Genomic DNA, 23,624 nt, shown 5'->3' with positions numbered 1-23,624 from the left:
CGCGAGGCCTCACACCTCGAGCAGCAGGAAGCGCTGCTCCGGGTGCATCTTCGTCATGAGCGGCATCGCCACGTTGTAGACGGGGATGCCGCTCTTCGTCTTCGCCTGGGGCGCGCCATGGTGCGCGTGGCCATGGAAGACCGCCTCCGCGCCGTAGTGGTCCACCGGCATCGCCAGCCGGCTGGTGCCCAGGAAGGGGCGGATCTCGATGTTCTCCCCCTCCAGCGTCTCCGCCACGGGGGAGTAGTGCATGATGACGACCTTCTTGGGCGTATCCAGGTGGCTGAGCGCCGCTTCCAGCTTGAGCGACTCGTGCACCGCCTCCTGGACGAAGGACTTCGTCTGCCCCTCGCCGAAGGCCTGCAGCGTGGCGTTGCCGAAGCCTCCACCGAAGCCCTTCACGCCCGCCACCCCCAGCACCTTCTCGAAGATGAAGTGGTCCCCATCGAGGATGTGCACCCCGGCGCGCGCCAGCTCGCCGCAGATCTCCTTGGCCTGGTTGTGCTCGTAGTCATGATTGCCGAGCACCGCGGCCACCGGGACGCGCAGCGCGGACAGCTCCTCGGCGAGCACCTTGCCCTCCTCCACCATGCCGCGATCCGTCAGGTCTCCGCAGAGCACCAGCAGATCCGCCTCCGCGTTGACCTGCTTGACGAACTGGCGGAAGCGTCCGTGCTGATCGTCCCGGCAGTGGAGATCACCGACCGCCGCCAAGCGTATTTTCGAGTTCGCATCTCGCGCCACGTGCGTCCCCCTTCTCTCGATCCCGCTCGTCCCAGGACTTGCCATCCCGGTAGCCCCAGTGATGGATGTCCACCATGTAGTTCACCTTGGAGATGAGCGTGCCGCGGCACAAGCGCTCCTGCCAGTTGCCCTCCTTCAAGGTGTCGAGCGTGCGCGACATGAGCTCCGTCATGAGCCACGTGGGCACCAGGTCGCGCTCGCACGGGTAGGCGAAGCGGAACATCATCAGGTGGCTGAGCAGCACTTCCCAGTACCGGTCGAAGCGGCGCAGCAGCCGCGCCCAGTCCATGCCGTGCCCCATCTTGAGGATGAGGTGGTTGATGTCCGCGCCGTCATAGCGCTCGCGCTCGGTGACGAAGGCCTTGGACCAGATGGTCTCCTCGGCCGGGGACACCAGACACTCGCGGCCGAACACCGGCGCCTTGCGCGCGTGCTCGAACCACTCGTCGTCCACCGTGGCCACTCCGTTGCCCGAGGAGAAGATGAAGTCGACGAAGTAGTCACCCCGCCAGGCCTTGTAGAGCCACGCCTCGTCCGTGCGCTCCGTGCGCCAGCCGTCCTTCTCCAGGACGATCAGCGCCTGTTCCGCGTCGCGTTTGCGCGGGAACAGATCCAGATCCTTCGTGTCGCGGTAGATGCCCGTATAGGCGGAGTACGCGTAGGCCCCTCCCACCAGGAATGGCACGCCCGCGTCCAACAGAACCTCGACGGCGCGCCCGCGCGTGTTGAGTTCCTCGGGATGACGTTGCCGCTCGGCGAGCGAGGCGTCGATTCCCATCTCTCCTGGATGATTGGAGTCTCGCTTTTCCATTTCCATGGGGGGAAAGCTAGGGACGGGGCGGACCCCCGTCGAAATTGGACCCAGGTCCGCTTGGAGGGCAGGCGGGCGTGTTCCCAAGGGCTCGAAATCCCTACGCTTTCAGTTTTCGTCCGGGCCGCTTTTCGTTTTTCGGGGCCACGGTGTCTCTTCCAGCGAACGAGCCGCGCGCACCCCAGGGCCGGGCAGACTTCGAGGGGAGACGCTCGTGACGAGGACCCACCCATCGCCGTGGACGGAGACACCTCCGTCCAGGGCGCCAGGAGCCGCTCCAGCGGGACGCCTGGTCGCTCACGGTGACGAGGACGGGGCGGGTAGGCTCGGCCCTCCCCCCCGAGGCGAGACGAGGCAGTTCTTGGCAGTGACGACCCCACCGGACCTGAAGGTCATCGACGGAGGCCCGCAGGACCGGCATGCCTTCCTGCACGAGCTGTACAAGACGTACGGTGGCAGCGTGTACGGACGCTGCCGCTTTCTCTTGAAGGACGCCACGAAGGCGGAGGACGCGGCGCAGGAGGTCTTCGTGCGTGTCCTGCGGCAGCCGGCGTCGTTGCGCCTGGCGAACTCCCCCCTGGCGTGGTTGATGAAGGTCGCCACCCACTACTGCCTCAACCAGTTGCGCGCGGAGCAGGCCCCGTGGCGCCGCTCGTTCGAGCGGGACGAGCGGGCACGTCCCGAGGGGGACGGAGGCGAGCGGACCCTGGAGACGCGCGACCTGGTGCGCTCGCTCCTGTCCCGGGTGGACCCCGAGACCCAGGCGGCGGTAGTGCACTACTGGGTGGATGGAATGACGCTGGAAGAGGTGGCGGCGCTGCTGGGCCGCTCGGTGCCCACGGTGCGCAGGCGGCTGGAGGGCTTCGCGACCCTGACGAACGAGGAGCTGAAGGTTCCATGAGCGCTCATCTGACGGAGTGGACGCTGCGACGGCTGCGCGCCGGGGAGCTGCCCGGCGGAGAGGCTCGACAGGCCCGGAGCCATGTCGCCACCTGCGCGGAGTGCCAACGGGTGCTCCACGGCCTCGAGGAGGAACAGGCGCGCTTCGAGGCCCAGGTGCCCTTCGAGCGCTTCGCGGCCGGGGTCACCCTGAAGGAGACGGAGACGAAGAAGCCCGCCGCGCGGCCGCGCGTCAACGGCCTGCTGGTGGCGGCAGCGGCCCTGGTGCTGCTCACGGTGACGGTGCGTCCCTTCCTCGAGCCCGAGTCCACCAACCGGCTCAAGGGCGGTGGCGCCTCGGCGACCCTGCGCATTGGTGGCGAGGGCCCCCAGCGCGCCGTGCTCCCCGGGGACACGGAGACGGTGCTGCCGAACGAGCGGGTGCGGATCGGCTACACGGCGGGACCCCACGCGTTCATCCTCGCCCTCTCGCTGGACGACACCGGGGAGGTCTCCCCGCTGTACACCACCGAGGATCAGCGCAGCCTGCGCGTGGAGCCGGGAGACGGACGGCACTGGCTGCCCGACAGCGTGCGCTTCACGGGGACGGGCAATGAGCGGGTGATGGTGCTGCTGTCCAGCGAGCCCCTGGAGCTGGAGGTGGTGGCGGCGCGAGCGCTTCGCGCCTGGGAGGAGGCGGGCCACCAGGTCTCGGAGATGGGGCCCCTGGAGCTGGGTGGGGAGGAAATCGACTGGGTGCTGCACAAGCCATGAGGCGTCTGGGCCTGTCCGCCTGGGGAGTGCTCCTGGGGCTGCTCCTGGCGAGCGCCGCGGGCGCCGTCCCCACGCGCCGCTTCGCGCTGGCGGCGGGCAATGACGAGGGGGGCGCGGGCACCCGGCCGCTGCGCTTCGCGCGGCAGGATGCCCGGACGATGCTGGGCCTGCTGTCGCGGCTGGGCGGGGTGGCACCCGGAGATTCGCGGCTGCTGCTGGACGAGGAGCCCGAGGACTTCCTGCGGGCGCTCGCCGAGGTGGAGGCCCAGGCCCGGGTAGCGCGGGCCCGGGGCGAGCGCACCGAGCTCATCCTCTACTATTCAGGCCACGCGAAGGACGGCGCGCTGCGCATGGGCGAGGGGGTGCTGGAGCTGGAGGCGCTCAAGCGCCGACTGGAGGCCTCGCCCGTGGACATCCGCATCGCCATCCTGGATGCGTGCCGCTCGGGGTCGCTCACCCGCACGAAGGGCGCCCGGCGCGCGCCCGCCTTCGCCATCGACACGGGCCCGGCCCAGGTCGCCCGGGGGCTCGTCCTACTCACCTCCAGCTCGGCGGACGAGGACTCCCAGGAGTCGGATCTGCTGGGGGGCAGCTACTTCACCCACCACCTCTTCAGCGGCCTGCTGGGAGACGCGGATCGCTCGGGGGACGGGCAGGTGACGCTCTTCGAGGCCTACTCCCATGCCTATGCGCGCACGGTGGCGGACACCGCCGACAGCGGCGCCGGAGCGCAGCACCCCACCTTCAGCTACGACCTGTCGGGCCAGGGGGACCTGGTGCTGACGGACCTCCGGGGACACGACGAGGGCGTGCTGTTGCCGGGTGGCGCGCCCGCGGGCGCCTATTACTTCGTGAGCCCCCTGGGCCTGGTGGTCGCCGAGGTGGACAAGGCGGCGGACACCGAGCGCAGGCTCGCGCTGGGGCCGGGCCGCTACACGGTGAAGCGCAGACTGGCGGACCGGCTGCGCATCGGCGAGGCGGAGGTGCGTCGCGGGAGCACCACGGTGCTCGACGAGTCGAGCCTGCGCGACGCGCCCTTCTCGGATGATCCGGTGAAGGGCGCGCCGTACCAGACGCGCACGCGGCGCGCCTATTGGACGCTGGGGCTCAGCGGCGGCTACCACTCCTTCTTCGACTCACCCACGCGCGACAACCTCTTCCTCTCCACGCCGATGCTGGGGCTGGAGGCGAGCCTGCACCACTACTTCCACGAGGACTGGCGCTGGGACGTCGATCTGTCCTTCGGCTCGCGGCAGGCCACGCTGGCGCTGCCCACGCTGTCGGGGCCGCTCTACCGCTACTCGCTGCTCAACGTGGGCACGTCGTTCGTGCGCGAGTGGCCCCTCGGCCGCGCGAGCCCGTTCCTGGGCGCGCGTCTGGCCTACTCGGTCATGGTTCGCGACTTCACGGACACGCGCCTGCCGACCCAGTTCTACGGGGTGGTCACCCCCGGGCTGATGGCGGGGGTGCGCTGGCCGCTGACCCACCACATCGAACTCACCGGACGCGCCCGCGTCCATTACCTCCTCTACAACGTCGACGAGCAACGCTCCCTGGGCTACTGGGAACTCGGGGCACTCGTCACGTTCCGGCTGTGAATCGGGAGCGTGTCATGCGAACCCTCTGGCTCTTGCTGCTGGGCTGTGCCGCCAGCGCCTGTGTGGGCAACTTCTCCAACGACGACCTCGAGTTCCTCAACGCCCTGCCCGCGCGCGAGGATCTGATGGCCCGGCTGCCTGGAAGCGAGGAGCGCGCCGGCACCAGGGGCCCGGGGCAACGCGTGGCCCGGCTCGCCGTGGGAGAGGCCTCGCAGTTCTATCTCAACACCCACGATGCCTCGGACATCTTCAACGCGGGGCTGGATGCCCTGCTGTCGCGCCTGGAGCTGATCCAGACCGAGCCCCCGACGACACGCGCCCTGGGCAAGCGGATCTGGGGGCCCATGACGCTCGACGCGTCTGGAACCCACGAGGTGCGCCTCTTGATGACTCGCAAGGGCCGCGTCTTCGACTACCGGCTCGAGGTGCGGCGCACCGGCTCGGGCGAGGCGGGCTGGTGGACCTTCCTGGAGGGCATCTTCCAGGCGGACGGAGGCCTGCGCCGGGGAACGGGAGCGGTGCACCTTCAGATCGGAGCGGCGGTCGCCAATGGCTTCGATCTGGGGTGGATCTCGGAACAGGGGCAGGAGTGGCTCTCGACCCAGGAGCGGTTGGACATCGTCTATCAGACGCGCACACTGCCCCTGCGCGTGGAGATGAACTTCGTCTCCGCCCAGGCCAAGCGGGAGTTCCAGTACACCTACCGCCAGTTGCCCGACGGGCTCGGGGAAATGAGGTTCTTCCTCCGGGCCGACCTCCTGCCGGGCGAGCGGCGCGAGGATCTGTCCGTCCTCAGCCGATGGACGCGGGACGGGGCCGGGGTGGCCCGCGCGGAGGTGACGGGGGGGGACGTGACCGAGGGCCTCGAGGAGACCCAGGTGGAGTGCTGGGACACGGGCTTCCAACTCACCTACCGCCAGCGCAGCTGGAACGCGGCTCCGGAAGGCAGTCCCGAGGCGTGTCCGGACGTCTCCGCGCTGGGGCCCTGAGGCCGCGGCTCACATGTCCTCCAGCTCCTTGCCCTTGGTCTCGCGGATGAAGAAGACGACGAAGAAGAGCGAGGCCGCCGCCGCCGCGGTGTACAGGCCGTAGGCGATGCCCAACCCCGCCGTGCGCAGGCTGGGGAAGGTGGCGGAGACGAGGAAGTTGGCGACCCACTGCGCGGAGCCGGCGAGCGCCAGGGCCTGGGCGCGGATGCGGTTGTTGAACATCTCCCCGAGCAGCACCCACACCACCGGACCCCACGACATGCCGAAGCAGAAGACATAGAGGTTGGCGGCGACGAGGGCGAGGGTGCCCGCGGAGCCCTGGAGCACGGGAGCGCCCGAGGCATCGAGCGGCGCCGAGCCGAACACGAACGCCATCGTCCCGAGCGTCAGCGCCATGCCCACCGAGCCGATGATGAGCAGGGGCTTGCGCCCGAAGCGGTCCACCGTGGCGATGGCGATGAACGTGGTGACGATGTTGGTGACGCTGGTGATGACGGTGATGATGAGCGAGTTCTGCTCCGAGAACCCCACCGCCTGCCAGAGGACGCTCGAGTAGTAGAAGATGACGTTGATGCCGACGAACTGCTGGAAGACCGACAGGCCGATGCCCATCCAGACGATGGGCAGCAGGCCGAAGCGCCCGCGCAGATCCTTCAAGTGGCCGTGATCCTCGGTGGAGAGCGTGCGGCGGATCTCCACCATCTTCGCCTCGGCGCCGCGGCCCAGCACGGTGCGCAGCACGGTGAGCGCCTTGGCCTCCTGGCGCCTGGCGACGAGGTAGCGTGGGGACTCGGGAATCATGAGGGCGCCCACGCCATAGGCCACGGCGACGGGCAGCTCGGACAAGAGCATCCAGCGCCACGCGGACAGCCCGAACCAGTAGGGGTTCTCCGCCGAGCCCGCCCCGGCGGCGATGCCGTAGTCGACGAGCAGCGCGGCGAAGATGCCCGTGACGATCGCCAACTGCTGCAGCGAGCCGAGCCGGCCCCGGAGGTGGGCGGGAGCGATCTCCGCGATGTAGGCGGGAGCGATGACGCTGGCGATGCCCACGGCGATGCCGCCCACCAGCCGCCACAGGCTCAGGTCCACGAGCCCGAAGGCGAGCCCCGAGCCCACCGTGCTCACGGAGAAGAGGATGGAGGCCACCACCATCACCCGGATGCGTCCCAGGCGGTCCGCCATCTGACCGCCCACGAACGCCCCCACGGCCGAGCCGAGCAGCGCCGAGGACACGGTCAGGCCGATGGCGGTGTCGCTGGCCTGGAAGGTGGACGCCAGGGCCCCCACGGCCCCGTTGATGACGGCCGTGTCGTAGCCGAACAGGAAGCCGCCCAGGGCCGCCACCGAGGAGATCAAGACCACCTTGGAGACGGACCCATCCGCGGCCATCGCGCCTTCGCGCACATGCCCCATCCACACACCTCCCGGAACGCGCTCTCATCATCCGCACGCCGGGCACCGAGTCATCCCCTCACTCGAGGGAGGGTGTCGGCCTTTGGAAAGAAGCAGCACCCGCGGTGTCGCCCACGGGCATTTCGAGGCACAGACGGGCCCCGCCCTCCGGGCGGTTGGTCGCGGTGAGCCGTCCGCCGAACTGGGCCACCAGCTCGCGTGACAGGTTGAGCCCCAGGCCCATGCCCTTGTCGGGCCCCTTGGTCGTGAAGAAGGGCTCGAAGAGCCGGGGCAGCACCTCGGGAGGGATGCCCGGCCCATTGTCCTCGACGAGCAACGCCACGTGCGCCTCCCCGAGGCGGCCCGTCACCCGCACCTCGCCCCCACCGGCCCGGTGCGTCTCCAGCGCATCGCCGGCGTTGACGAGCAGGTTGATCACCACCTGCACCAGGCGCTGGCGCACGGCGAAGATCCTCGGCAGCTCCACGGGCACGTCGATGTGCAGCCACGCCACGTGCTTGAGCCGGAGCGAGGCCAGCTTCATGGCATCGGCCACCACTTCCGCCAGCGAGCAGTCCGCGGGCTCCTGGGCTTCCATGCGCGCGAACCCCTTCAGGTCCGCGACGATCTGCTGGATGTGCCGCACGCCCAGGCGCGTCTCGGCGAGCACGTCGGCCAGCGCCTCGCGGTCCACCTCGTGCGGCGCCAGCAATTCCTCGCGCACGTGGTCCACGTTGGAGCCCACGTAGGCCAGCGGGTTGTTGATCTCGTGCGCCACCCCCGCCGACAACTGCCCCACGAGCGCCAGCTTCTCGGCCTGGGCCCGCCGGTGCTCACTGAGCGTCAGCGCCTCCAGGGCCTCGCGGCGCGCGCGCTCGCTGCGGATGCCCTGCTCCACGTTCAAGGCATGGGACACGCGCGAGCAGAGGAAGTCGGCGACGAGCGTCGTGCACACCATGAGCATCAGCCAGAACGCCGACTCGACCCAGGGCCGCTGGGCGTGGCGCACGAGCAGCAGGCTGCCCGCGAAGCATGCCGCGCCACAGAGGAAGATGGCGCCCCGGTCCCGCCACAGGGACAGGCCGAGGCCCACGCTCAGGGGCATGGTGGCCACCAGAACGAAGTAGGGAGTCCCCACTCCCCCCATGACACCAGCCAGCCCCACCATGCAGGACGTCGAGCCGAGCACGAAGAAGTACAGCGTCGCGCGGTTCCACGCGGGAGAGCCGTCGGGCAGGAACCTCATCACCACGAGGAGGGCGGCCCACGCCAGTCGGAGGCCCAGCGCCCACGCGCTGAAGCGGCCCAGGTAGAAGACGTCGGCCCAGCCGGTGCCCAGCAGGAGCGCCACCAGTCCCCAGAGCGAGCGCGGAGTCCACACCGCCCTCCACCCGCCCGTGTGGGTCGTGACTGTCTCGGTGGCCAACGCGGGGGCGACGGAGCAAGTCATGTCTTCCCTCGAAAACAGGAAAGAATAACACACTTCGGGTTCCGAGCAGGGGCCACCCCGCCCACCTGCCCTCCCGGGCATCCGTCCTTGACTCGGTGGGAGTCACTCTCTACGTTGGGTCTCTTCCCCTCGGTATTCAGCGAAGGACCCCTGTACCATGGCTCGCGTCACAGTCGAAGACTGCCTCCCCCTGGTCGACAACCGCTTCGCGCTCGTGCTGCTGGCGGCCAAGCGCGCCCGTCAGCTGATGGCCGGCGCCCGCCCCATCATCGACATCTCCAAGAACAAGCCGCCCGTGCTCTCGCTGCGCGAGGTGGCCACCGGCCGGGTGAAGTTCGATCGCGACGTGCGCGAGGCCCTCACCGGCAAGTACTCCAAGGAGCCCAAGGGCGCCTAGTCATCACCCTGATCCGGCGGTCGTCCGGAGACGGCGAGGGGGTTGCCCGCGCGCAGCAGCATCCGGGCCGCGCGCGCGGCGATGGCCTTCTCGCCCTTGTAGCCCAGGAGCGAGGCCACGCGCACGAGCGGTACCCAGCGGGCCTCGTCCACCTCCACCCGTTGTCCCGCGTGCTGGATGTCACCGAGCACGCCCGAGTGATAGCGGAAGAGGAAGAAGTGGACGCGCTTGAAGATGCGCTGGCCACGGAACTGGTAGACGTAGCGGATCTCCCCCAGCGGCGCGACGAGCGTGGCCCGCAGGCCCGTCTCCTCCCACACCTCGCGCGTCGCGGTCTGCTCGGCGGACTCCCCGGGGTCCACGTGTCCCTTGGGCAGCGCCCACAGGGAGCGACCATGGGGGCGGATGACGGCCACCTCCAGCTCTCCTGCCTGTTCTCGAACGACGATTCCTCCGGCGGAGGCCTCACGGGGCATGATGCCACCGTAACCGATGAGCACCCGCCGCGGTCAGGAGACTTGCGCGAAGTGGCGCAACTTGGCTTCCGCGCCCAATCGGTACGCGTAACGCAGATCCGACAACAACCGCTCCAACCGCCGGGACGCCACGTGCCCCATCAGCCGGGAGCAGAAGTTGCGAGACAGCCGGTTGGCCTCCTGGTAGCGCCAGCGCTCCTCCTCGGACAGTCGGCTCCGGTAGGACACCCGGTCGAACAGCCGCCAGCGCAGCTCCTCGGCCCAGGCCCGCACGCCCGTCCCCCAGCGGTGCAGCAGGCACAGGGCGAACTTGTCCACCTCCGCCTGAGCCTCCAGCTCCAACAGGGACACGGTCCGCTCCTGGGTGGCCGTATGCGCCAGATAGACGAAATGGGAGACGCCCTCGGCGACCTGGCAGAAGCCGTCCAGTTCGCGCTCCATCAGGGCGTGGACCGGTGCGCCCGCGTAGGGCTCGAGCCGCCGCAGCAGCGCGGGGGCCAGATAGAGGGCGACCTCCACCTCCCCGTCCTCCTCGCGCACGAGCAACTCCTCCTCGGAGCGGCCGGTGGAGCCCAGGAGGAGCGCCGCCTCGGAGTCCACCAGGAAGACCTCCGCCCGGGCCTCGCAGGTGAGGCCATAGATGGCCTCCAGGTGGGCCTGCATTCGGTCGATCACTCGCCGACCCCCGGGCTCAGTTGGGCATCCCCTTGGGGCACACCAGGCCCGCGTCGACCAGGACGCGCTCCAGCCGGTCATCCCCGGTGCGCACCCAGCTCTCGTACACCTTGAGGGCGCCCGCGGGGCCATTGCTCACCAGCCCCCGCGCCGCGATCTCCCCGAGCACCTCGACGAGCGCGCGGAAGCGGGCGCTCAGCTCGCGGTACACGGCGGCGAAGCCCGCGGCCGGGGCCAGATCGGCCAGCTGCCCGTACGCCGCTCCGCCCATCTGGATGTAGTAGTCCGGCCCCACGGGCCCCTCGCGCAGCGCGCCCGAGAAGAAGCCCGCCTGATAGAGCGACACGTCCCCCAGCCGCCGCAGGGTCCGGATGCGCTCGTCGCGCTGCTGCTGGAGCGAGCGGTGATACAGCACCGCCAGCGGCTCCTGCTCCGAGCGCCCGTCCTCTCCCTTGCTGAAGAGCTTGTCGGACGAAGCGAACTCCGCCAGCAGGTTCACCAGGTAGAACTCGGTCGTCTCCGCGACCGCGACCCGTTGGCGCCGGATGACCTCTTCCAGGAGCGTCTTGAAGAATTCCTTCAATGACGGGGACGTGACCAGTTGACTCATGGACGCTCGACCTCCCTTCCTTCCCCCGGAAATCGCGGCGGGGGATGTACAGGTCAGAATACCAATGAGCCCGCAATGCCGCAAAGCGGCATTCAATCATTCCAAGGGCTTACGTTGGCACTCCCCCCTGTCGACTGCCAGAAAGTCACCGGGGACAGTGGCCCGTGGTGCCGGAAATCCACTGGTGGACAATCCCGGGAAAACCGAGTCATCCCGGGCGGTTGCCACCTTTCCTGGCGCGTGTCCGGGCGCGCTTGACGGGTCGAGTCCCCTGGTTATTATCCCGCGCGCTTGGCGGTTGGCACTCGCGAGGTGTGAGTGCTAATCGCCTGGGCCAGAGGCCCTTCATCAACCCCGTGGGCGCGCCGTATCCCCGGCTCGTCCCCCTTTCGAGGAGACCGACCATGAAGATTCGTCCCCTGCAGGATCGTCTGATCATCAAGCGCGTGGCCGAGGAGAACAAGACCAAGGGCGGTCTGTTCATCCCCGACACCGCCAAGGAGAAGCCGCTCGAGGGCAAGGTGATCGCCGTCGGCAATGGCAAGGTGCTGGAGGATGGCAAGGTGCGCGCCATGGACATCAAGGCCGGCGACACCATCCTGTTCAGCAAGTACGCGGGCACCGAGATCAAGCTCGACGGTGAGGAGCACCTCATCCTCCGTGAGGAGGATGTGCTCGGCGTGATCGAGAAGTAATTCCCCCGCTCCCTCCTCTTCCCTTTCAAGGAATCCAGATCATGGCAAAAGACATTCTTTTCGACGTCCGCGCGCGCGAGTCCATCCTGCGCGGCGTGAACATCCTGGCCGACGCGGTCAAGGTCACCCTGGGGCCCAAGGGCCGCAACGTGGTGATCGAGAAGTCCTTCGGCTCCCCCACCATCACCAAGGACGGCGTGACGGTGGCCAAGGAGATCGAGCTGGAGAACAAGTTCGAGAACATGGGCGCCCAGATGGTCAAGGAGGTTGCCTCCAAGACCAGCGACGTGGCCGGTGACGGCACCACGACGGCGACCGTGCTGGCGCAGGCCATCTTCCGCGAGGGCGCCAAGCTGGTGGCCGCCGGGCACAACCCGATGGACATCAAGCGCGGCATCGACAAGGCCGTGGCGGCCATCACCGCCGAGCTGAAGAACCTGGCCAAGCCCACCAAGGACAAGAAGGAGATCGCCCAGGTCGGCACCATCTCCGCCAACGGTGACACCACCATCGGGCAGATCATCGCCGACGCGATGGAGAAGGTCGGCAAGGAGGGCGTCATCACGGTGGAGGAGGCCAAGGGCCTCGACACCACCCTGGACGTGGTCGAGGGCATGCAGTTCGACCGCGGCTACCTCTCCCCGTACTTCGTGACGGATCCGGAGCGCATGGAGGTCGTCCTCAACGACCCCCTCATCCTCATCAACGAGAAGAAGATCTCCTCGATGAAGGACATGCTCCCCATCCTCGAGCAGGTGGCCCGCTCGGGTAAGCCCCTGCTCATCATCGCCGAGGACATCGAGGGCGAGGCGCTGGCCACGCTCGTGGTGAACAAGATCCGCGGCGTGCTCAACGTGGCGGCGGTGAAGGCGCCGGGCTTCGGTGACCGCCGCAAGGCCATGCTCGAGGACATCGCCACCCTGACGGGCGGCCGGATGATCGCCGAGGACCTGGGCATCAAGCTGGAGACGCTGCAGCTGACCGACCTGGGCCGCGCCAAGCGCGTCACCATCGACAAGGACAACACCACCATCGTCGACGGTGCCGGTGCCCAGACGGAGATCGAGGCGCGCGTGAAGCAGATCCGCGCCCAGGTCGAGGAGACCAGCAGCGACTACGATCGCGAGAAGCTCCAGGAGCGTCTGGCCAAGCTCGTGGGCGGCGTGGCCGTCATCAACGTGGGCGCCGCGACCGAGACCGAGATGAAGGAGAAGAAGGCTCGCGTGGAGGACGCCCTCAACGCGACCCGCGCGGCCGTCGAGGAGGGTGTGGTTCCTGGCGGCGGCGTGGCCCTGCTGCGCTGCTCCAAGGTGCTGGAGAACGTCAAGGTCGACGCCGGTGAGAAGTTCGGCGTGGACATCATCCGCCGCGCCGTCGAGGAGCCGCTGCGCCAGATCGTCGCCAACGGCGGCCTCGAGGGCAGCGTCATCGTCAACAAGGTCAAGGAAGGCACGGGCTCGTACGGCTTCAACGCCGCCACCAGCGTCTACGAGGACCTGCTGGCCGCCGGCGTCATCGACCCGGCCAAGGTGAGCCGCACCGCGCTGCAGAACGCGGCGTCCGTGGCCTCCCTGATGCTCACCACCGAGGCGATGGTGGCCGAGCGTCCGAAGGAGGAGAAGGACATGCCGGCCGGCGGTGGCGGCGGCATGGGTGGCATGGGCGGCATGGGTGGCATGGGCGGCATGGGGATGTAATTCCCTCCCGCGGATCCGTGGGCGCGGCATCCCCGCGCTCCGGGCCTCCCCGCCACGGCCCCTGGTTCCCTCGTGGAGCCAGGGGCCGTTGGCTTTGCGGGGTCCGTCAGACCGCACGCCTGGATGGCACGGCACCCGGCTCGCGATTAATTTCAGCCCATAGACAACCAGGAGGACACACGTGCAACCCGTGAAGATCTACACCACCACCTATTGTGGCTACTGCGTCCGGGCGAAGGATCTCCTCAAGCGCAAGGGCGTCGCCTACGAGGAAGTGGACGTGACGAGTGACGACGAGATGCGCTCGAAGCTGGTGGAGATGAGCGGCGGCCAGCGCACGGTGCCGCAGATCTTCATCGGCAGCACCCACGTCGGGGGCTACACCGACCTGGCCCAACTGGACCGGGACGGCAAGCTGGAGCCCATGCTCCAGGCCTGAGTGGCGAGCGGGCGGGCGAGCCCCGCCCCCGGCAAGCATCTCGCCTCCCCCATGAGCAGGTTACCCCGAGCGATTTCCCACTCAGGGTTCTCACACAGGGGAGGTGGACGATGGCCAAGACAGGTGGAAAGTCCCCGGGCATCAAGGACGACGTCATCGGCGTGATCTACCAACGGCTCCAGGCGGCGTCGGACGTGGACCAGTACATCCAGGACGCCGAGCAACAGGGGGACCGGGAAGTGGTCGAGTTCCTGCGCGACTACCAGGAGTCCCAGAAGGACCTGGCCGAGCGCGCCAAGAACCTGCTCGGGGCCCGGATGGCACGCAACGAGGCGCCACGTGAGGCCCGCGTGCAGCCCGGCAAGAAGCTGGTGGTGGATGCCGAGCACCTGCGCAAGGGCACCGGCGCTCCCACCAACGCCCAGATGAAGTCGGGTGGGCAGGCGCAGGACGACATCGTGGACGAGCAATCCAAGGAGTCGTTCCCGGCCAGTGACTCGCCCGCCAAGTACTAGCGGCTTCCACTCGGCGGCGAACGGCCCGGGCACCCCGTCGTGTCCGGGCCGTCGTGCGTGTTGGGCTCTCCCCAGGGGCCTGTCCCGTGTCCGCCCCGGATCCCGCTCCGGTTGGAAATCTCCCGGAGGACTTGATTCCTCGTGGACGGTCCGGAGCGCGAGACAAACGCTTGCTCCCTTCGGGAAGCCCTCGTAAACAGGAACTTCCGTGAAGCTGGCGGAGCCTCCTGCTCGCCGCGCGGAATGGAGGGACCACGCCCATGATCGACGACAGAGCCGAGTCCACGTTGACCGTGCAGGTGGGAGACAGTCCGCCAACACGCATCCAGGTGCGTGACTGGACCGTCGAGGTCAACTCGGGGCCGGACAAGGGCAAGAAGGTCACCACCCAGGACGCGCTGCTGCGCGTGGGCTCCGACCCCGCGAGTGACCTGGTGCTCAGTGATCAGACGGTGAGCCGCCGCCACCTGGAACTGGAGCGCAGCTCGCAGGGCATCCTCCTGCGCGACCTGGGCAGCCGCAACGGCACCTTCCTGGATGGCCACCGGGTGATCCAGGTGCTGCTGCAGCACGGCGACAAGGTGCAGTTGGGCAAGACGAAGCTCGTCATCAAGCAGGAGTCGCGCGCCACCGAGGTGGAAGTCTCGGGGGGAGCGGATGCCTTCGGCTCGCTGGTGGGCACCGCGGAGAAGACGCGGGTCGTCTTCGCGCAGCTGCGCGGCATCGCCCGTGAGGACATGAACCTGCTGCTCGAGGGCGAGACGGGCACCGGCAAGGAACTGGCCGCGCGCGCCGTGCACCAGCACTCCATGCGCCGCCACGGCCCCTTCAAGGTGGTGGACTGCAACCTCATCACCGAGGAGAAGGCCGAGCGCGAGCTGTTCGGCGGTCTGCGCGCCGACGAGGACAAGGGCGCCAAGGGCGTGTTCGAGGCCTCCCAGGGCGGCACCCTGTTCCTGGACGAGGTGGGCGAGCTGCCCCTGTCGCTCCAGCCCAAGCTGTTGCGCGTGCTCGAGTCGCGCGAGGTGCCCTCGCTCACCGGGGCGCCCATGCCGGTGGACGTGCGCGTCATCGCCTCCACTCACAGAAACCTCGAGGAGGACGTGCGCCAGGGCCGCTTCCGCGCGGACCTCTACTTCCGCCTGGCCGTGGCGCGCGTGCGCCTGCCCCCGCTGCGCACCCGGCGCGAGGACATCCCCGTGCTGGCCCAGTCGCTGCTGCGCGGCATCAAGTCCTCCTTCGAGCTCACCCCCCAGACGCTCGCCCTCTTCGAGGGCTATGACTGGCCGGGCAACGTGCGCGAGCTGCGCAACGTGCTCGAGCGCGGCGCGCTCATGCAGGAGACGGGCAACTCGAGCTGGCTGGACTTCATGGCCCAGAACCAGCGCCGCCCCGATGGCGAGCAGCCCACCACCAGCGTGGCCGCCCTGGTGACGAACATGCCCTACCACGAGGCCAAGGATCGCGTGGTGGCCGACTTCGAGCGCCTCTACTTCGCCGAGGTCATGCGCGAGTCCAACTTCGACATGAAGAAGGCCGAGCAGCACACGGGCCTGTCCATGCAGAGCCTCTACCGACTGGTCAAGAAGAACGGTTTGCGCTTGAAGGATCTCAAGAACGCCGAGGGACTTGATAAATGACGCCTCCGTTGTCCTGACCCCAACGGAGAACCTCCACATGATACGTCGTATCGCCATCGCCTCCCTCCTCGCTTCGGCGGCCGCGGGCTGTGCCAGCACGCAGCAGGCCCAGACCCAGGGCCCCACCACGAAAGAAGAGCGGATGCGCATCAGCAACCAGCCGCCCTTCGACGTGTCGGTGTGCCAGACGCAGCTGCCCGCCCTGCCCCAGCCCGCCAACCAGGGCGGCCTCGTGGGCGGCCTGCTCTTCGCCCGTCCCCAGGTGATGGAGTGCCTGGTGGATCCCAAGTCCCGCGGCGACGCGGAGACCACGCGCGTCGTCGTGAAGACGACCGTGAACGATCAGGGCGGCACGCACGCCGTCTCTGGCGAGAACCTCACCCCCGAGGGCACCGCGTGCGTGCAGAAGACGGTGGACACGCTCGTGCCGCTCACCGCCCTGGCCAAGGGCGCGCAGCCGGTGGAGTCAGAGAGCGTCTTCGTGCACGAGCGCGGCAACAGCGCCAGCGTGAAGTTCGGCACCAACCCGGGCTCGGACTACTCGGGCGCCGTGCGGCTCGCCCAGCCCCAGTGGTGTGACTGCTACGCGGGCTTCACCACCGTGGCGCCGCCCACGCTGCGCGCCAACATCACCCTGAAGAAGGCCGCGACGACCGCGGCCGACATCACCTTCGACACGGTGGGAACCCCCGAGGGCGAGCAGCTCGCCGCGTGCCTCAAGGGCAAGCTGGCGGCGGTGCCGGCGAAGCTGGACGTGGACGAGCTGAAGTTCCCCTACCGCTTCGTCCACTTCAACTCGCGCGCCACCGAGCCCGCCGCGGATCTCCAGCCCGAGATGCGCTTCTTCCAGTTGGATCTGGTGCGCAACCAGCGCTCGGCCGACGCGGCCATCGCCTTCGGCCACCGCGCCAACGCCGCCGAGGTCTATGACGCCGTCGTCGCCCAGTACCAGAAGAGCAAGGACTGGAAGCTGGTGGACGAGCTCAAGAGCAAGTGCAAGGTGCTCGTCGACGCCTCCCAGGCGTGGGTGAACGCCATCGACGCCCAGCTCAAGGTGGACCAGAGCACCCTGGGGCTCGCCCAGGAGCTCAAGGCCAAGGACGCGTCCTGGGCCGACCTGGAGCCCAAGGCCCAGGAGGTCATCAACAACACCCAGCAGGACCTGGACAACGCCAAGAAGCGCCTCGAGGCCGACCAGGGCGCCTGCCCCAAGGAGACCCGGGAAGCCGCGCCCAAGAAGGACGCCAAGAAGAAGTAGCCCCCGACGCCTGAAGCACCCGAGGCCCTGAAACACCGAAGGCGCGGCCCCTGGAACCCCAGGAGCCGCGCCTTCTTCACTTCCGCGGGAGCGCGGCGGGGGCTCAGGCCACGCTGGTGTTGTCGTTGGCCGCGGTGGCCTCGCGCAGCCGCACGCTCACCAGCTTGGAGATGCCGGGCTCCTCCATGGTGACGCCGTAGAGGGTGTCGGCCACTTCCATGGTGCGCTTGTTGTGGGTGATGAGGATGAACTGCGACTGCTTGCTCATCTCCTTCACCATGTCGTTGTAGCGGCCCACGTTGCCCTCATCCAACGGGGCGTCGACCTCGTCCAGGAGGCAGAAGGGCGTGGGTTTGATGAGGAAGATGGCGAAGATGAGCGCCACGGCCGTGAGCGCCTTCTCGCCGCCGGACAGCAGGTTCATGCTCTGCAGCTTCTTGCCGGGCGGCTGGGCGACGATCTCCACGCCGGGCTCCGTCCCCTGCCCTTCCTGAGTGAGCACCAGGCTCGCCCGGCCTCCGCCGAACAACCGCGGGAAGATGGCCTGGAACTTCTCGTTGACGATGTCGAACGTCTGCTTGAAGCGCTCCCGGCTCGACGCGTCGATGCGCCGGATGGCCTCCTGCAGCTTCTCCATCGACTCGCTCAGGTCCTTCTTCTGCGCGAGCAGGAACGCCGAGCGCTGGGTGAGCTCCTCGTGCTCGTCGATGGCGGTGAGGTTGATCTCCCCCATCTTCTCCACCTGGGCGCGCAGCTCCTTGAGCTCCTGCTCCGCCTCCTCGCTCAGCGAGGGCAGCAGGTGGTAGTTGTGCACCTCGTCGGGCAGCTCCACCGCGTGGCGCTCGCGCACCCCCGACACCAGGTGCTCCAGCTCCAGGGAGATCTCCCGCTCGCGCAACGTCATCTGCGACAGGCCCTGGGTGAGCCCATCCAGCTTCGTGCGCAGCTCGCGCAGCGCCGCCTCCTGGTCACGCACCTCGCCGGTGGCCGCGGTATGGGCCGCGCGCCGCCCCTCCAGCCCCTCGGTGGCGCCGCGCAGCGCCTCGGCCTTCTCGGCGCGCAGGGCTTGCGTCTCGCCGATGCGGCGGTTGAAGTCCTCCACGCGCGAGGCGCCCTCACGCACCGTGGACTCCAGCTTGCGCACCCGGCTGGCCATCTCCTCGCGCTGGGCGAGCAGGCTCTCCAACTCCTTGCGAGCCGCCTCGCCACGCTCGCCGCCCGCGGCCACCTTCACCTTGAGGCTGGTGAGCTGTCCGGTGGCCGCGTCCGCGCGCTGCTTGAGCGACTCCAGCTCGCCCAGCAGTTGCTTCACGCGCTCCTCGCGCGCCTCGCGGTCCGTCTGGCCGTGCGCCACCTCGCCCCGGCTGTTCTCCTCCTCGTGCGCCAGGCCCTCGTACATGTGCGCGAGCTGGGTCTCCTCGGCGTCCACGGCGCGGATCCGATCGCGCACCCGCGCCAGGTCCTCGCTCGCCTTGTGGAGATCCTTCTCCTGGCTGGCCAGGCTCAGCTCCTCGGCGTGCTGGTTGCGCGAGAGCCCCTTGAGCACGTCCTCCGTGTCCCCCATCTGCTTCTGCAGGGTGTAGTGCCGGGTGAGGATCTCGTTGTAGCGCTCCTCCACCCGGGCCACCTCGATGGCCAGCTCGGCGATCTCCCGCTTCTTCTGCAGGGCCCCCACCGCGGCGCCCTCGCGCTCACCGCCGGTGATGGTGCCGTCCGAGCGGAACACCTCGCCGTCCAGGGTGACGAGCGTGCACGCCTCGCGCTCGGCCTCCGCGTAGGAGCGCGCGCTCGCCAGATCCTCCACGATGATCACGTCCCCGAGCAGCAGCCGCACCACGGGCAAGAGCGCCGGCTCACACGTCACCTCGTCCAGGGCGCGCGCGAGCACGCCCGGGCGGGAGCGGTCCGGTTGGATTTCGGGGGGGAGCCGCTCGGGGGGAGGCACGGGCAGGAAGCTGCCCCGGCCCTCGGCGGCGTCCTTGAGGTACTCCACCAACTCCACGCCCTTGGCGCGGCTCTCCACGACGACGTGCTGCAGCCGCTCGCCGAGCACCGCCTCCACCGCGCGCTCGTAGCGCGGCGTGGTGGAGAGCACGTCCGCCACCAGGCCGAAGATGCCCTGGGTGCGCGCCTCCTCGCCCGCGCGCACCATCACCGCGCGCACGCCCTTGTCGAAGCCCTCGTAGTCCTTCTGCAGCGCCTCCAGCGAGGCGAGCCGGGTGCGCTTGTCGCTCAGCTCCTCGCGCAGGCCGATGACCTGCACCTCGTTCTCCGTGAACGCCTGGCGGGTGCGGCGCAGCGCCTCCTCCTCCTGGCCCCTGCGCTCGGCGATCTCGATCGACAGGTGGCGGCGATCCTCCACCTGGCGGGCCACCGACTGGCGCGCGTCCTCGAGCTGCTTCTCCTGCTCGCGCAAGCCGTCCGCCTCGGCGCGACTGCGCGCGCGGCGGGCCTCCAGGTCCGCCTTCTGGCGGGCGAGGTTGACGAGGTTGCTCTCGTGGTTGGCCAGGCGGCTGGCCACGGTGACGAGCGCGGCGCGCTCCTGCTCCAGCCGCAGGCCAATCTCCGCCTGCAACTGGCCCGCCCGGCGCAGCTCCTCCTGCGCCACGCGCATGGCCACCTCGTCCTCCTTCCACGAGCCGGCGATGTTGCTGAGCTCCGCCTCGCGCGAGCTCATGGTCTCGGACACTTCGGCCTGCCGGGCCTTGAGCGCCTGGAGTTCCACCTCGGACTGGGCCACCCGGGCGCTCGTCTCCTCGAGATCCTTGTGCCAGTAGGCCAGGTCCTGGTCCGCGCGCTGCACGGCGCTCTCCAGGGCGTGCACCTCGGCCGACAGCTTCTGCAACGCCTGGGTCTCCGCCTCGAGCCCCGCGCGGCGCTCGGCGATGGCCGCCTCCTGCTCGCGCATCTTCTCCAGGCCCTCGCGCTCCTCGCCCACCACGCCGCCCAGCTTCTCCTGCAGCTGCTTGGCCTCCGCGTGCAGCGCCAGGAAGCGGTGCGAGGCCGAGTGCAGATCGATCTCGCGCATGCGCGTCTTGAGCTTGCGGTACTTCTCGGCCTTCTTCGCCTGGCGCGACAGGCTCTCCAGGCGGCGCTCCAGCTCGTTGGTGATGTCGGTGACGCGCAGGAGGTTGGCCTGGGTGGCCTCCAGCTTGCGCTCGGCGGCCTTGCGGCGCGACTTGTACTTGGTGACGCCCGCGGCCTCTTCGATCAGGTGGCGCCTGTCCTCGGGCTTGCTGGAGACGATGAGTCCCACGCGGCCCTGCTCGATGATGGAGTAGGCGCGCGTGCCCACGCCGGTGCCGAGGAACAGCTCGGTGATGTCCAACAGGCGGCAGGTCGTCTTGTTGATGAGGTACTCGGACTCGCCGTTGCGGAAGAGCCGGCGGGTGACGGTCACCTCGGGGATGCCGCCCAGGTGCGCGGGCAGCGTGTCCGTCTCGTCCACGTGGAAGGTGAGCGACACCTCGGCCATGGACAGGGGCGGCTTGGACTCCGAGCCGTTGAAGATGACGTCCTCCATGCCGCGGCCGCGCAGGTTCTTGGCGCTCTGCTCGCCCATCACCCAGCGGATGGAGTCCACCACGTTCGACTTGCCACAGCCGTTGGGGCCGACGATGCCCGTGACGCCCTCATCGAACGAGAAGACGCTGCGCTCCATGAACGACTTGAAGCCGGTGATGTCCAGGCGCTTGATTCGCATGAGGGAAAGGGCTCCCGAGAAGAAGGTGCGGACGGACGAGAAACGGCGCCGAGGCCGAAAAATCGGCTCCGGAGCGATTCTGGACGAGTAGCACGCAAGTTTTCGACCGATCAAGCATGACGCCCGCCCAGCCCATGCATTCGCGTGGGCGGACGCGCTCGTCCCCACCCGACAACCCGGGGGTTGTGGGAAGGGGAACAGACGCTACCGTCCCTCCGCGCTTCCTGGAGGCATCCCTCGATCAAGGCCCTGCTCGCCCTCTCGCTCCTCACGGGAGCGTCCCGCGAGGGTGTAGCACCCCCCTCTGACACGGCGGCGCCGCCAGCGCGTGTCGGGGTGGCGCGAGGAGCGCCTCCCGGGCTTCAGGCCTCCGGAGCCGCCGTCACCGGGGGCTTGGGGCTGGCCTGGGGCTCCACCGTCACCTTCACCACGCGGGGGCCATCGACCTCCTCCACCTGGATGCGCCACATGTCCAGCTTGAGCACGTCGCCCTTGAGGGGGATGCGGCCCAGCTTCGCCATGAGGTAGCCGGCGATCGTCGTCACCTCGACGTCCTCGTCATCCAGCTTGAACGACACGTCCAGCCGGTCCTCCAGGTCATCCAGCTGCGCGGAGCCGGGCAGCTCGAAGCGCCCACCGGGCAGCGAGCGCACCTCGTCCACGCGCCGCCCCAGCTCGGCCACGTCGCCGACGATCTCCGCCACCACATCCGCGATCGTCACCAGGCCCGAGGTGCCTCCGTGCTCGTCCACGACGAGGGCCGTCTGCCGGCGCCGACGGCGGAACTCGTTGAGCAGCTGCTCGAGCGTCACGTGCTCCGGCACGTACAGCACCGGCCGCTGCACCTGGGACAGGCTGCGCAGCTCACCTCGGGACAGGAGGAAGAAGAGGTCCTTCACGTTCACCACCCCCTCCACCTCGTCCATGTTGCCGCGGCACACCGGCAGCCACGTGTGGCCCGCCGCGCGCGCGTCCGCGACGCACTTGTCCAGGGGCTCCTCCATGTCGAGGAACTTCACCTGGTGGCGCGGCACCATCACCTGGCGCGCCGACTTCTGCGCCATCTCCAGCGAGCGCTCGAGCAGCTCGGCGCGCGCGGTGGTGATGGCGCCCGCCTGGGCGGAGCTGTGGAGGATGACGCGCAGCTCGTCCTCGTTGTGCGCGTCCTGGGACTCGTGCGCGGTGTGCATGCCGAACGCCTTGAGCACCCAGCCGGCCAGCGCGTTGAGCAGCCAGATGGCCGGATAGAAGACGAAGTAGAAGGCGCGCATGGGCAGCGCCACCGCGAGCGTCGTCGCCTCGGCGCGCTGGATGGCGAGGCTCTTGGGCGCCAGCTCCCCGAGCACGATGTGCAGGAAGGTGATGATGGCGAACGCGACGGCCACCGAAATCGAGTGCGCCAGCGTGGGCCCCGCCGCCTCGGGCACCACCCGCGTCAGCACGGGCTCCAGCAGGTGGGCGAACGCCGGTTCCCCGAGCCAGCCCAGTCCCAGCGACGCGAGCGTGATGCCGAACTGCGTGGCGGACAGGTACGCGTCCAGCTTGTCCACCATCTTCATGGCGGTGGCCGACCCCGGCCGTCCGTCATCCACCAACGCCTGCAGGCGCGTGGGGCGAATCTTCACGATGGCGAACTCGGTCGCCACGAAGAAGCCGTTGGCGACCACCAGCAGCAGCGCCAGGCCGAGGAAAACCCATTCCATGGTGGGACTCAGGGGCTCGAAGAAGAGCCCTGGAGAGGGCTCGCGGGAGGGCTCAGAAGAGCGCCTCGAACCCGGGATCGCTCTTCAACGAGTCGAACATCGTATCCGTGGCGAGCCAACCCTGAACCTTCGTGCGATCGGCCGCCACGGCCTTTTGCAGGAAGGTCAACGCATCGGCCCGGCGGCCCCAGAGCGCGTAGAGCGCGGCCAGGTTGTAGTTGAGCAGCAAGTCCTCCGCGTTGAGCGCGCTCGCCTTCTCGTAGGAGCGCTCCGCCTCGGCGTAGAAGCCCTTCTGGGCGTAGCAGATGCCCAGGTCCAGGTGCGCCTCGAAGTTGTCGGCCTCCAGCCGCACCACTTCCTTGAGCTGGGTGATGGCCGAGCGGTAATCCCCCTCGTCCATCAGCAGCGCGGCGAGCTCGTGCCGGGGGAAGGCGTCCTGGGGCTCCAGCTCGATGGCCGTCTGCAACTCGCGCATGGCCTCCTCGATGCGCCCCTGGTCCGCGTAGGTGAGGCCCAGGTTGAGGTGCGCGTCCGGGTACTCCGGATCCAGCTCGATCGCCTCGCGGTACTCCACCACCGCCATCTCGTCGGCGTGCGTGGAGAGGAAGCAGGCGAGGTTGTAGTGCGCGGTGGGGCTTTCCGGCTCCAGCTTCAGCGCGGTGAGGTACTCGCCCAGCGCCTCGCGATAGAGCTTCTTCTCCGCGTAGACGGTGGCGAGGTTGTCGTGGGCGTGAGCGGAGTCGGGATCGAGATCGATCGCCTTCTTGAACTCCTTGATGGCCTCGTCCAGCCACCCGCGATCCGCCAACTCGATGCCACGTGAGTTGTGCTCGTCGGAGAGAGCGATGTTGTCCTTTTCCCGGGCCATGAACTCGCGAAATCAATCTACGCGCCGCCACTTTCACGGCGCAAGCAAGAGCCATCCCTCCCGGCAAGTGCCCGGAGGGTCCTATCCTGGGAAGACCTAATGACCAGCTCCCCAGGGATCCAGCGCGCGGGGTGGGGAAGGCTTGCCCCCTCCCCTTCGGACCAGGGGAGGAGGCGTACGGCGAACTACTTGCGGCGCTCGCGGGCGCGGCGGCGCTTGAGGGCCGCCTTCTTCGAACCAGCGCGGTTGGACAGCTTCTTCTTGCTGCGGTTTCCCTTCTGGGCAGGCATCTTCTTGGTACTCCGTTTCGG

Annotated in this window: 21 protein-coding genes; 11 read left to right on the top strand and 10 right to left on the bottom strand. The window is 68.8% G+C overall.

Annotation, left to right across the window (positions count from 1 at the left end):
* Positions 1 to 9 precede the first annotated feature (9 nt).
* Positions 10 to 714 (bottom strand): metallophosphoesterase family protein, encoded by a 705-nt coding sequence (locus D187_RS22585; protein WP_002624051.1) that lies wholly within the window; start codon positions 712 to 714, stop codon positions 10 to 12.
* On the bottom strand, positions 698 to 1,522 hold the full coding sequence (locus D187_RS22580; RefSeq protein ID WP_081713808.1) for a nucleotidyltransferase family protein: 825 nt from the start codon (positions 1,520 to 1,522) through the stop codon (positions 698 to 700). Before D187_RS22580 ends, D187_RS22585 begins: the two co-directional genes overlap by 17 nt.
* 400 nt (positions 1,523 to 1,922) lie before the next feature.
* Here D187_RS22580 and D187_RS58040 point away from each other — a divergent pair, with 400 nt between their 5' ends.
* Genes D187_RS58040 through D187_RS22560 form a run of 4 tightly spaced genes read left to right on the top strand, consistent with a single transcriptional unit; the run spans position 1,923 to position 5,795 of the window.
* Entirely contained in the window at positions 1,923 to 2,456 is a 534-nt protein-coding gene (locus D187_RS58040; RefSeq protein ID WP_002624049.1) for an RNA polymerase sigma factor, read from the top strand.
* Positions 2,453 to 3,208, top strand: coding sequence for a hypothetical protein (locus D187_RS22570; protein WP_002624048.1), 756 nt, complete (start codon positions 2,453 to 2,455; stop codon positions 3,206 to 3,208). Before D187_RS58040 ends, D187_RS22570 begins: the two co-directional genes overlap by 4 nt.
* On the top strand, positions 3,205 to 4,806 hold the full coding sequence (locus D187_RS22565; protein WP_002624047.1) for a caspase family protein: 1,602 nt from the start codon (positions 3,205 to 3,207) through the stop codon (positions 4,804 to 4,806). Before D187_RS22570 ends, D187_RS22565 begins: the two co-directional genes overlap by 4 nt.
* A gap of 14 nt (positions 4,807 to 4,820) precedes the next feature.
* Positions 4,821 to 5,795, top strand: a complete 975-nt coding sequence (locus D187_RS22560) for a hypothetical protein (RefSeq protein WP_002624046.1) — start codon at positions 4,821 to 4,823, stop codon at positions 5,793 to 5,795.
* Between the two features lie 9 nt (positions 5,796 to 5,804).
* Here D187_RS22560 and D187_RS22555 read toward each other — a convergent pair whose 3' ends face one another.
* Together D187_RS22555 and D187_RS22550 are read right to left on the bottom strand one after the other, a co-directional pair.
* Positions 5,805 to 7,208: a sugar porter family MFS transporter gene (locus D187_RS22555; RefSeq protein ID WP_002624045.1), complete on the bottom strand. Its 1,404-nt coding sequence runs from the start codon at positions 7,206 to 7,208 to the stop codon at positions 5,805 to 5,807.
* Positions 7,209 to 7,266: 58 nt separating this feature from the next.
* Positions 7,267 to 8,637: a sensor histidine kinase gene (locus tag D187_RS22550; protein WP_063725009.1), complete on the bottom strand. Its 1,371-nt coding sequence runs from the start codon at positions 8,635 to 8,637 to the stop codon at positions 7,267 to 7,269.
* A 157-nt stretch (positions 8,638 to 8,794) separates the two neighbouring features.
* Between D187_RS22550 and rpoZ the strand changes: the two genes are divergently transcribed.
* Positions 8,795 to 9,034, top strand: coding sequence for a DNA-directed RNA polymerase subunit omega (gene rpoZ, locus D187_RS22545; protein ID WP_002624043.1), 240 nt, complete (start codon positions 8,795 to 8,797; stop codon positions 9,032 to 9,034).
* Here rpoZ and D187_RS22540 read toward each other — a convergent pair.
* From D187_RS22540 to D187_RS22530, 3 genes are read right to left on the bottom strand one after another with little or no spacing between them, the layout of a single operon-like run.
* Positions 9,031 to 9,510 (bottom strand): NUDIX hydrolase, encoded by a 480-nt coding sequence (locus D187_RS22540; protein ID WP_043431215.1) that lies wholly within the window; start codon positions 9,508 to 9,510, stop codon positions 9,031 to 9,033. The genes rpoZ and D187_RS22540 overlap by 4 nt on opposite strands.
* A gap of 33 nt (positions 9,511 to 9,543) precedes the next feature.
* The gene (locus tag D187_RS22535; protein ID WP_043431191.1) at positions 9,544 to 10,185 is read right to left on the bottom strand and encodes a hypothetical protein; all 642 of its coding nucleotides are present in this window, start codon (positions 10,183 to 10,185) and stop codon (positions 9,544 to 9,546) included.
* A 16-nt stretch (positions 10,186 to 10,201) separates the two neighbouring features.
* Positions 10,202 to 10,795, bottom strand: coding sequence for a hypothetical protein (locus D187_RS22530; protein ID WP_002624040.1), 594 nt, complete (start codon positions 10,793 to 10,795; stop codon positions 10,202 to 10,204).
* A 404-nt stretch (positions 10,796 to 11,199) separates the two neighbouring features.
* Here D187_RS22530 and groES point away from each other — a divergent pair, with 404 nt between their 5' ends.
* From groES to D187_RS22500, 6 genes are all read left to right on the top strand, one after another.
* The gene (gene groES / locus D187_RS22525; RefSeq protein WP_002624038.1) at positions 11,200 to 11,490 is read left to right on the top strand and encodes a co-chaperone GroES; all 291 of its coding nucleotides are present in this window, start codon (positions 11,200 to 11,202) and stop codon (positions 11,488 to 11,490) included.
* A 41-nt stretch (positions 11,491 to 11,531) separates the two neighbouring features.
* Entirely contained in the window at positions 11,532 to 13,187 is a 1,656-nt protein-coding gene (gene groL, locus D187_RS22520) for a chaperonin GroEL (protein ID WP_002624037.1), read from the top strand.
* A gap of 181 nt (positions 13,188 to 13,368) precedes the next feature.
* Positions 13,369 to 13,626, top strand: coding sequence for a glutaredoxin 3 (gene grxC, locus D187_RS22515; protein ID WP_002624036.1), 258 nt, complete (start codon positions 13,369 to 13,371; stop codon positions 13,624 to 13,626).
* 110 nt (positions 13,627 to 13,736) lie between these two features.
* Positions 13,737 to 14,141, top strand: a complete 405-nt coding sequence (locus D187_RS22510; RefSeq protein WP_002624035.1) for a hypothetical protein — start codon at positions 13,737 to 13,739, stop codon at positions 14,139 to 14,141.
* Positions 14,142 to 14,401: 260 nt separating this feature from the next.
* The gene (locus tag D187_RS22505) at positions 14,402 to 15,781 is read left to right on the top strand and encodes an FHA and sigma-54 interaction domain-containing protein (RefSeq protein ID WP_002624034.1); all 1,380 of its coding nucleotides are present in this window, start codon (positions 14,402 to 14,404) and stop codon (positions 15,779 to 15,781) included.
* Between the two features lie 37 nt (positions 15,782 to 15,818).
* Positions 15,819 to 17,039 carry a hypothetical protein gene (locus D187_RS22500; RefSeq protein ID WP_002624033.1) on the top strand — a complete coding sequence of 407 codons (1,221 nt, stop codon included), beginning with the start codon at positions 15,819 to 15,821 and terminating at the stop codon, positions 17,037 to 17,039.
* Positions 17,040 to 17,142: 103 nt separating this feature from the next.
* Here D187_RS22500 and smc read toward each other — a convergent pair whose 3' ends face one another.
* The 3 genes from smc to D187_RS22485 form a co-directional block, all read right to left on the bottom strand.
* Positions 17,143 to 20,742, bottom strand: a complete 3,600-nt coding sequence (gene smc, locus D187_RS22495; protein ID WP_002624032.1) for a chromosome segregation protein SMC — start codon at positions 20,740 to 20,742, stop codon at positions 17,143 to 17,145.
* 362 nt (positions 20,743 to 21,104) lie between these two features.
* Entirely contained in the window at positions 21,105 to 22,445 is a 1,341-nt protein-coding gene (locus D187_RS22490; RefSeq protein ID WP_002624031.1) for a hemolysin family protein, read from the bottom strand.
* A gap of 52 nt (positions 22,446 to 22,497) precedes the next feature.
* Positions 22,498 to 23,313, bottom strand: a complete 816-nt coding sequence (locus tag D187_RS22485; RefSeq protein ID WP_002624030.1) for a tetratricopeptide repeat protein — start codon at positions 23,311 to 23,313, stop codon at positions 22,498 to 22,500.
* Positions 23,314 to 23,624: the final 311 nt, after the last annotated feature.

The sequence above is a fragment of the Cystobacter fuscus DSM 2262 genome, from assembly GCF_000335475.2.
Classification (GTDB): Bacteria; Myxococcota; Myxococcia; order Myxococcales; family Myxococcaceae; genus Cystobacter; species Cystobacter fuscus.
Note: the sequence above shows the minus strand (reverse complement) of the source record. Positions and strands in the feature narration are given on the sequence as shown.

Coding starts and splice junctions, on each gene's coding strand:
- D187_RS22560 (WP_002624046.1), top strand. CDS start 4,821: ATGCGAACCCTCTGGCTCTTGCTGCTGGGCTGTGCCGCCAGCGCCTGT.
- D187_RS22490 (WP_002624031.1), bottom strand. CDS start 22,445: ATGGAATGGGTTTTCCTCGGCCTGGCGCTGCTGCTGGTGGTCGCCAAC.
- groES (WP_002624038.1), top strand. CDS start 11,200: ATGAAGATTCGTCCCCTGCAGGATCGTCTGATCATCAAGCGCGTGGCC.
- rpoZ (WP_002624043.1), top strand. CDS start 8,795: ATGGCTCGCGTCACAGTCGAAGACTGCCTCCCCCTGGTCGACAACCGC.
- D187_RS22505 (WP_002624034.1), top strand. CDS start 14,402: ATGATCGACGACAGAGCCGAGTCCACGTTGACCGTGCAGGTGGGAGAC.
- D187_RS22485 (WP_002624030.1), bottom strand. CDS start 23,313: ATGGCCCGGGAAAAGGACAACATCGCTCTCTCCGACGAGCACAACTCA.
- D187_RS22555 (WP_002624045.1), bottom strand. CDS start 7,208: ATGGGGCATGTGCGCGAAGGCGCGATGGCCGCGGATGGGTCCGTCTCC.
- D187_RS22530 (WP_002624040.1), bottom strand. CDS start 10,795: ATGAGTCAACTGGTCACGTCCCCGTCATTGAAGGAATTCTTCAAGACG.
- D187_RS22565 (WP_002624047.1), top strand. CDS start 3,205: ATGAGGCGTCTGGGCCTGTCCGCCTGGGGAGTGCTCCTGGGGCTGCTC.
- D187_RS22540 (WP_043431215.1), bottom strand. CDS start 9,510: ATGCCCCGTGAGGCCTCCGCCGGAGGAATCGTCGTTCGAGAACAGGCA.
- smc (WP_002624032.1), bottom strand. CDS start 20,742: ATGCGAATCAAGCGCCTGGACATCACCGGCTTCAAGTCGTTCATGGAG.
- D187_RS22500 (WP_002624033.1), top strand. CDS start 15,819: ATGATACGTCGTATCGCCATCGCCTCCCTCCTCGCTTCGGCGGCCGCG.
- D187_RS22510 (WP_002624035.1), top strand. CDS start 13,737: ATGGCCAAGACAGGTGGAAAGTCCCCGGGCATCAAGGACGACGTCATC.
- D187_RS22570 (WP_002624048.1), top strand. CDS start 2,453: ATGAGCGCTCATCTGACGGAGTGGACGCTGCGACGGCTGCGCGCCGGG.
- groL (WP_002624037.1), top strand. CDS start 11,532: ATGGCAAAAGACATTCTTTTCGACGTCCGCGCGCGCGAGTCCATCCTG.
- D187_RS22580 (WP_081713808.1), bottom strand. CDS start 1,522: ATGGGAATCGACGCCTCGCTCGCCGAGCGGCAACGTCATCCCGAGGAA.
- D187_RS22550 (WP_063725009.1), bottom strand. CDS start 8,637: ATGACTTGCTCCGTCGCCCCCGCGTTGGCCACCGAGACAGTCACGACC.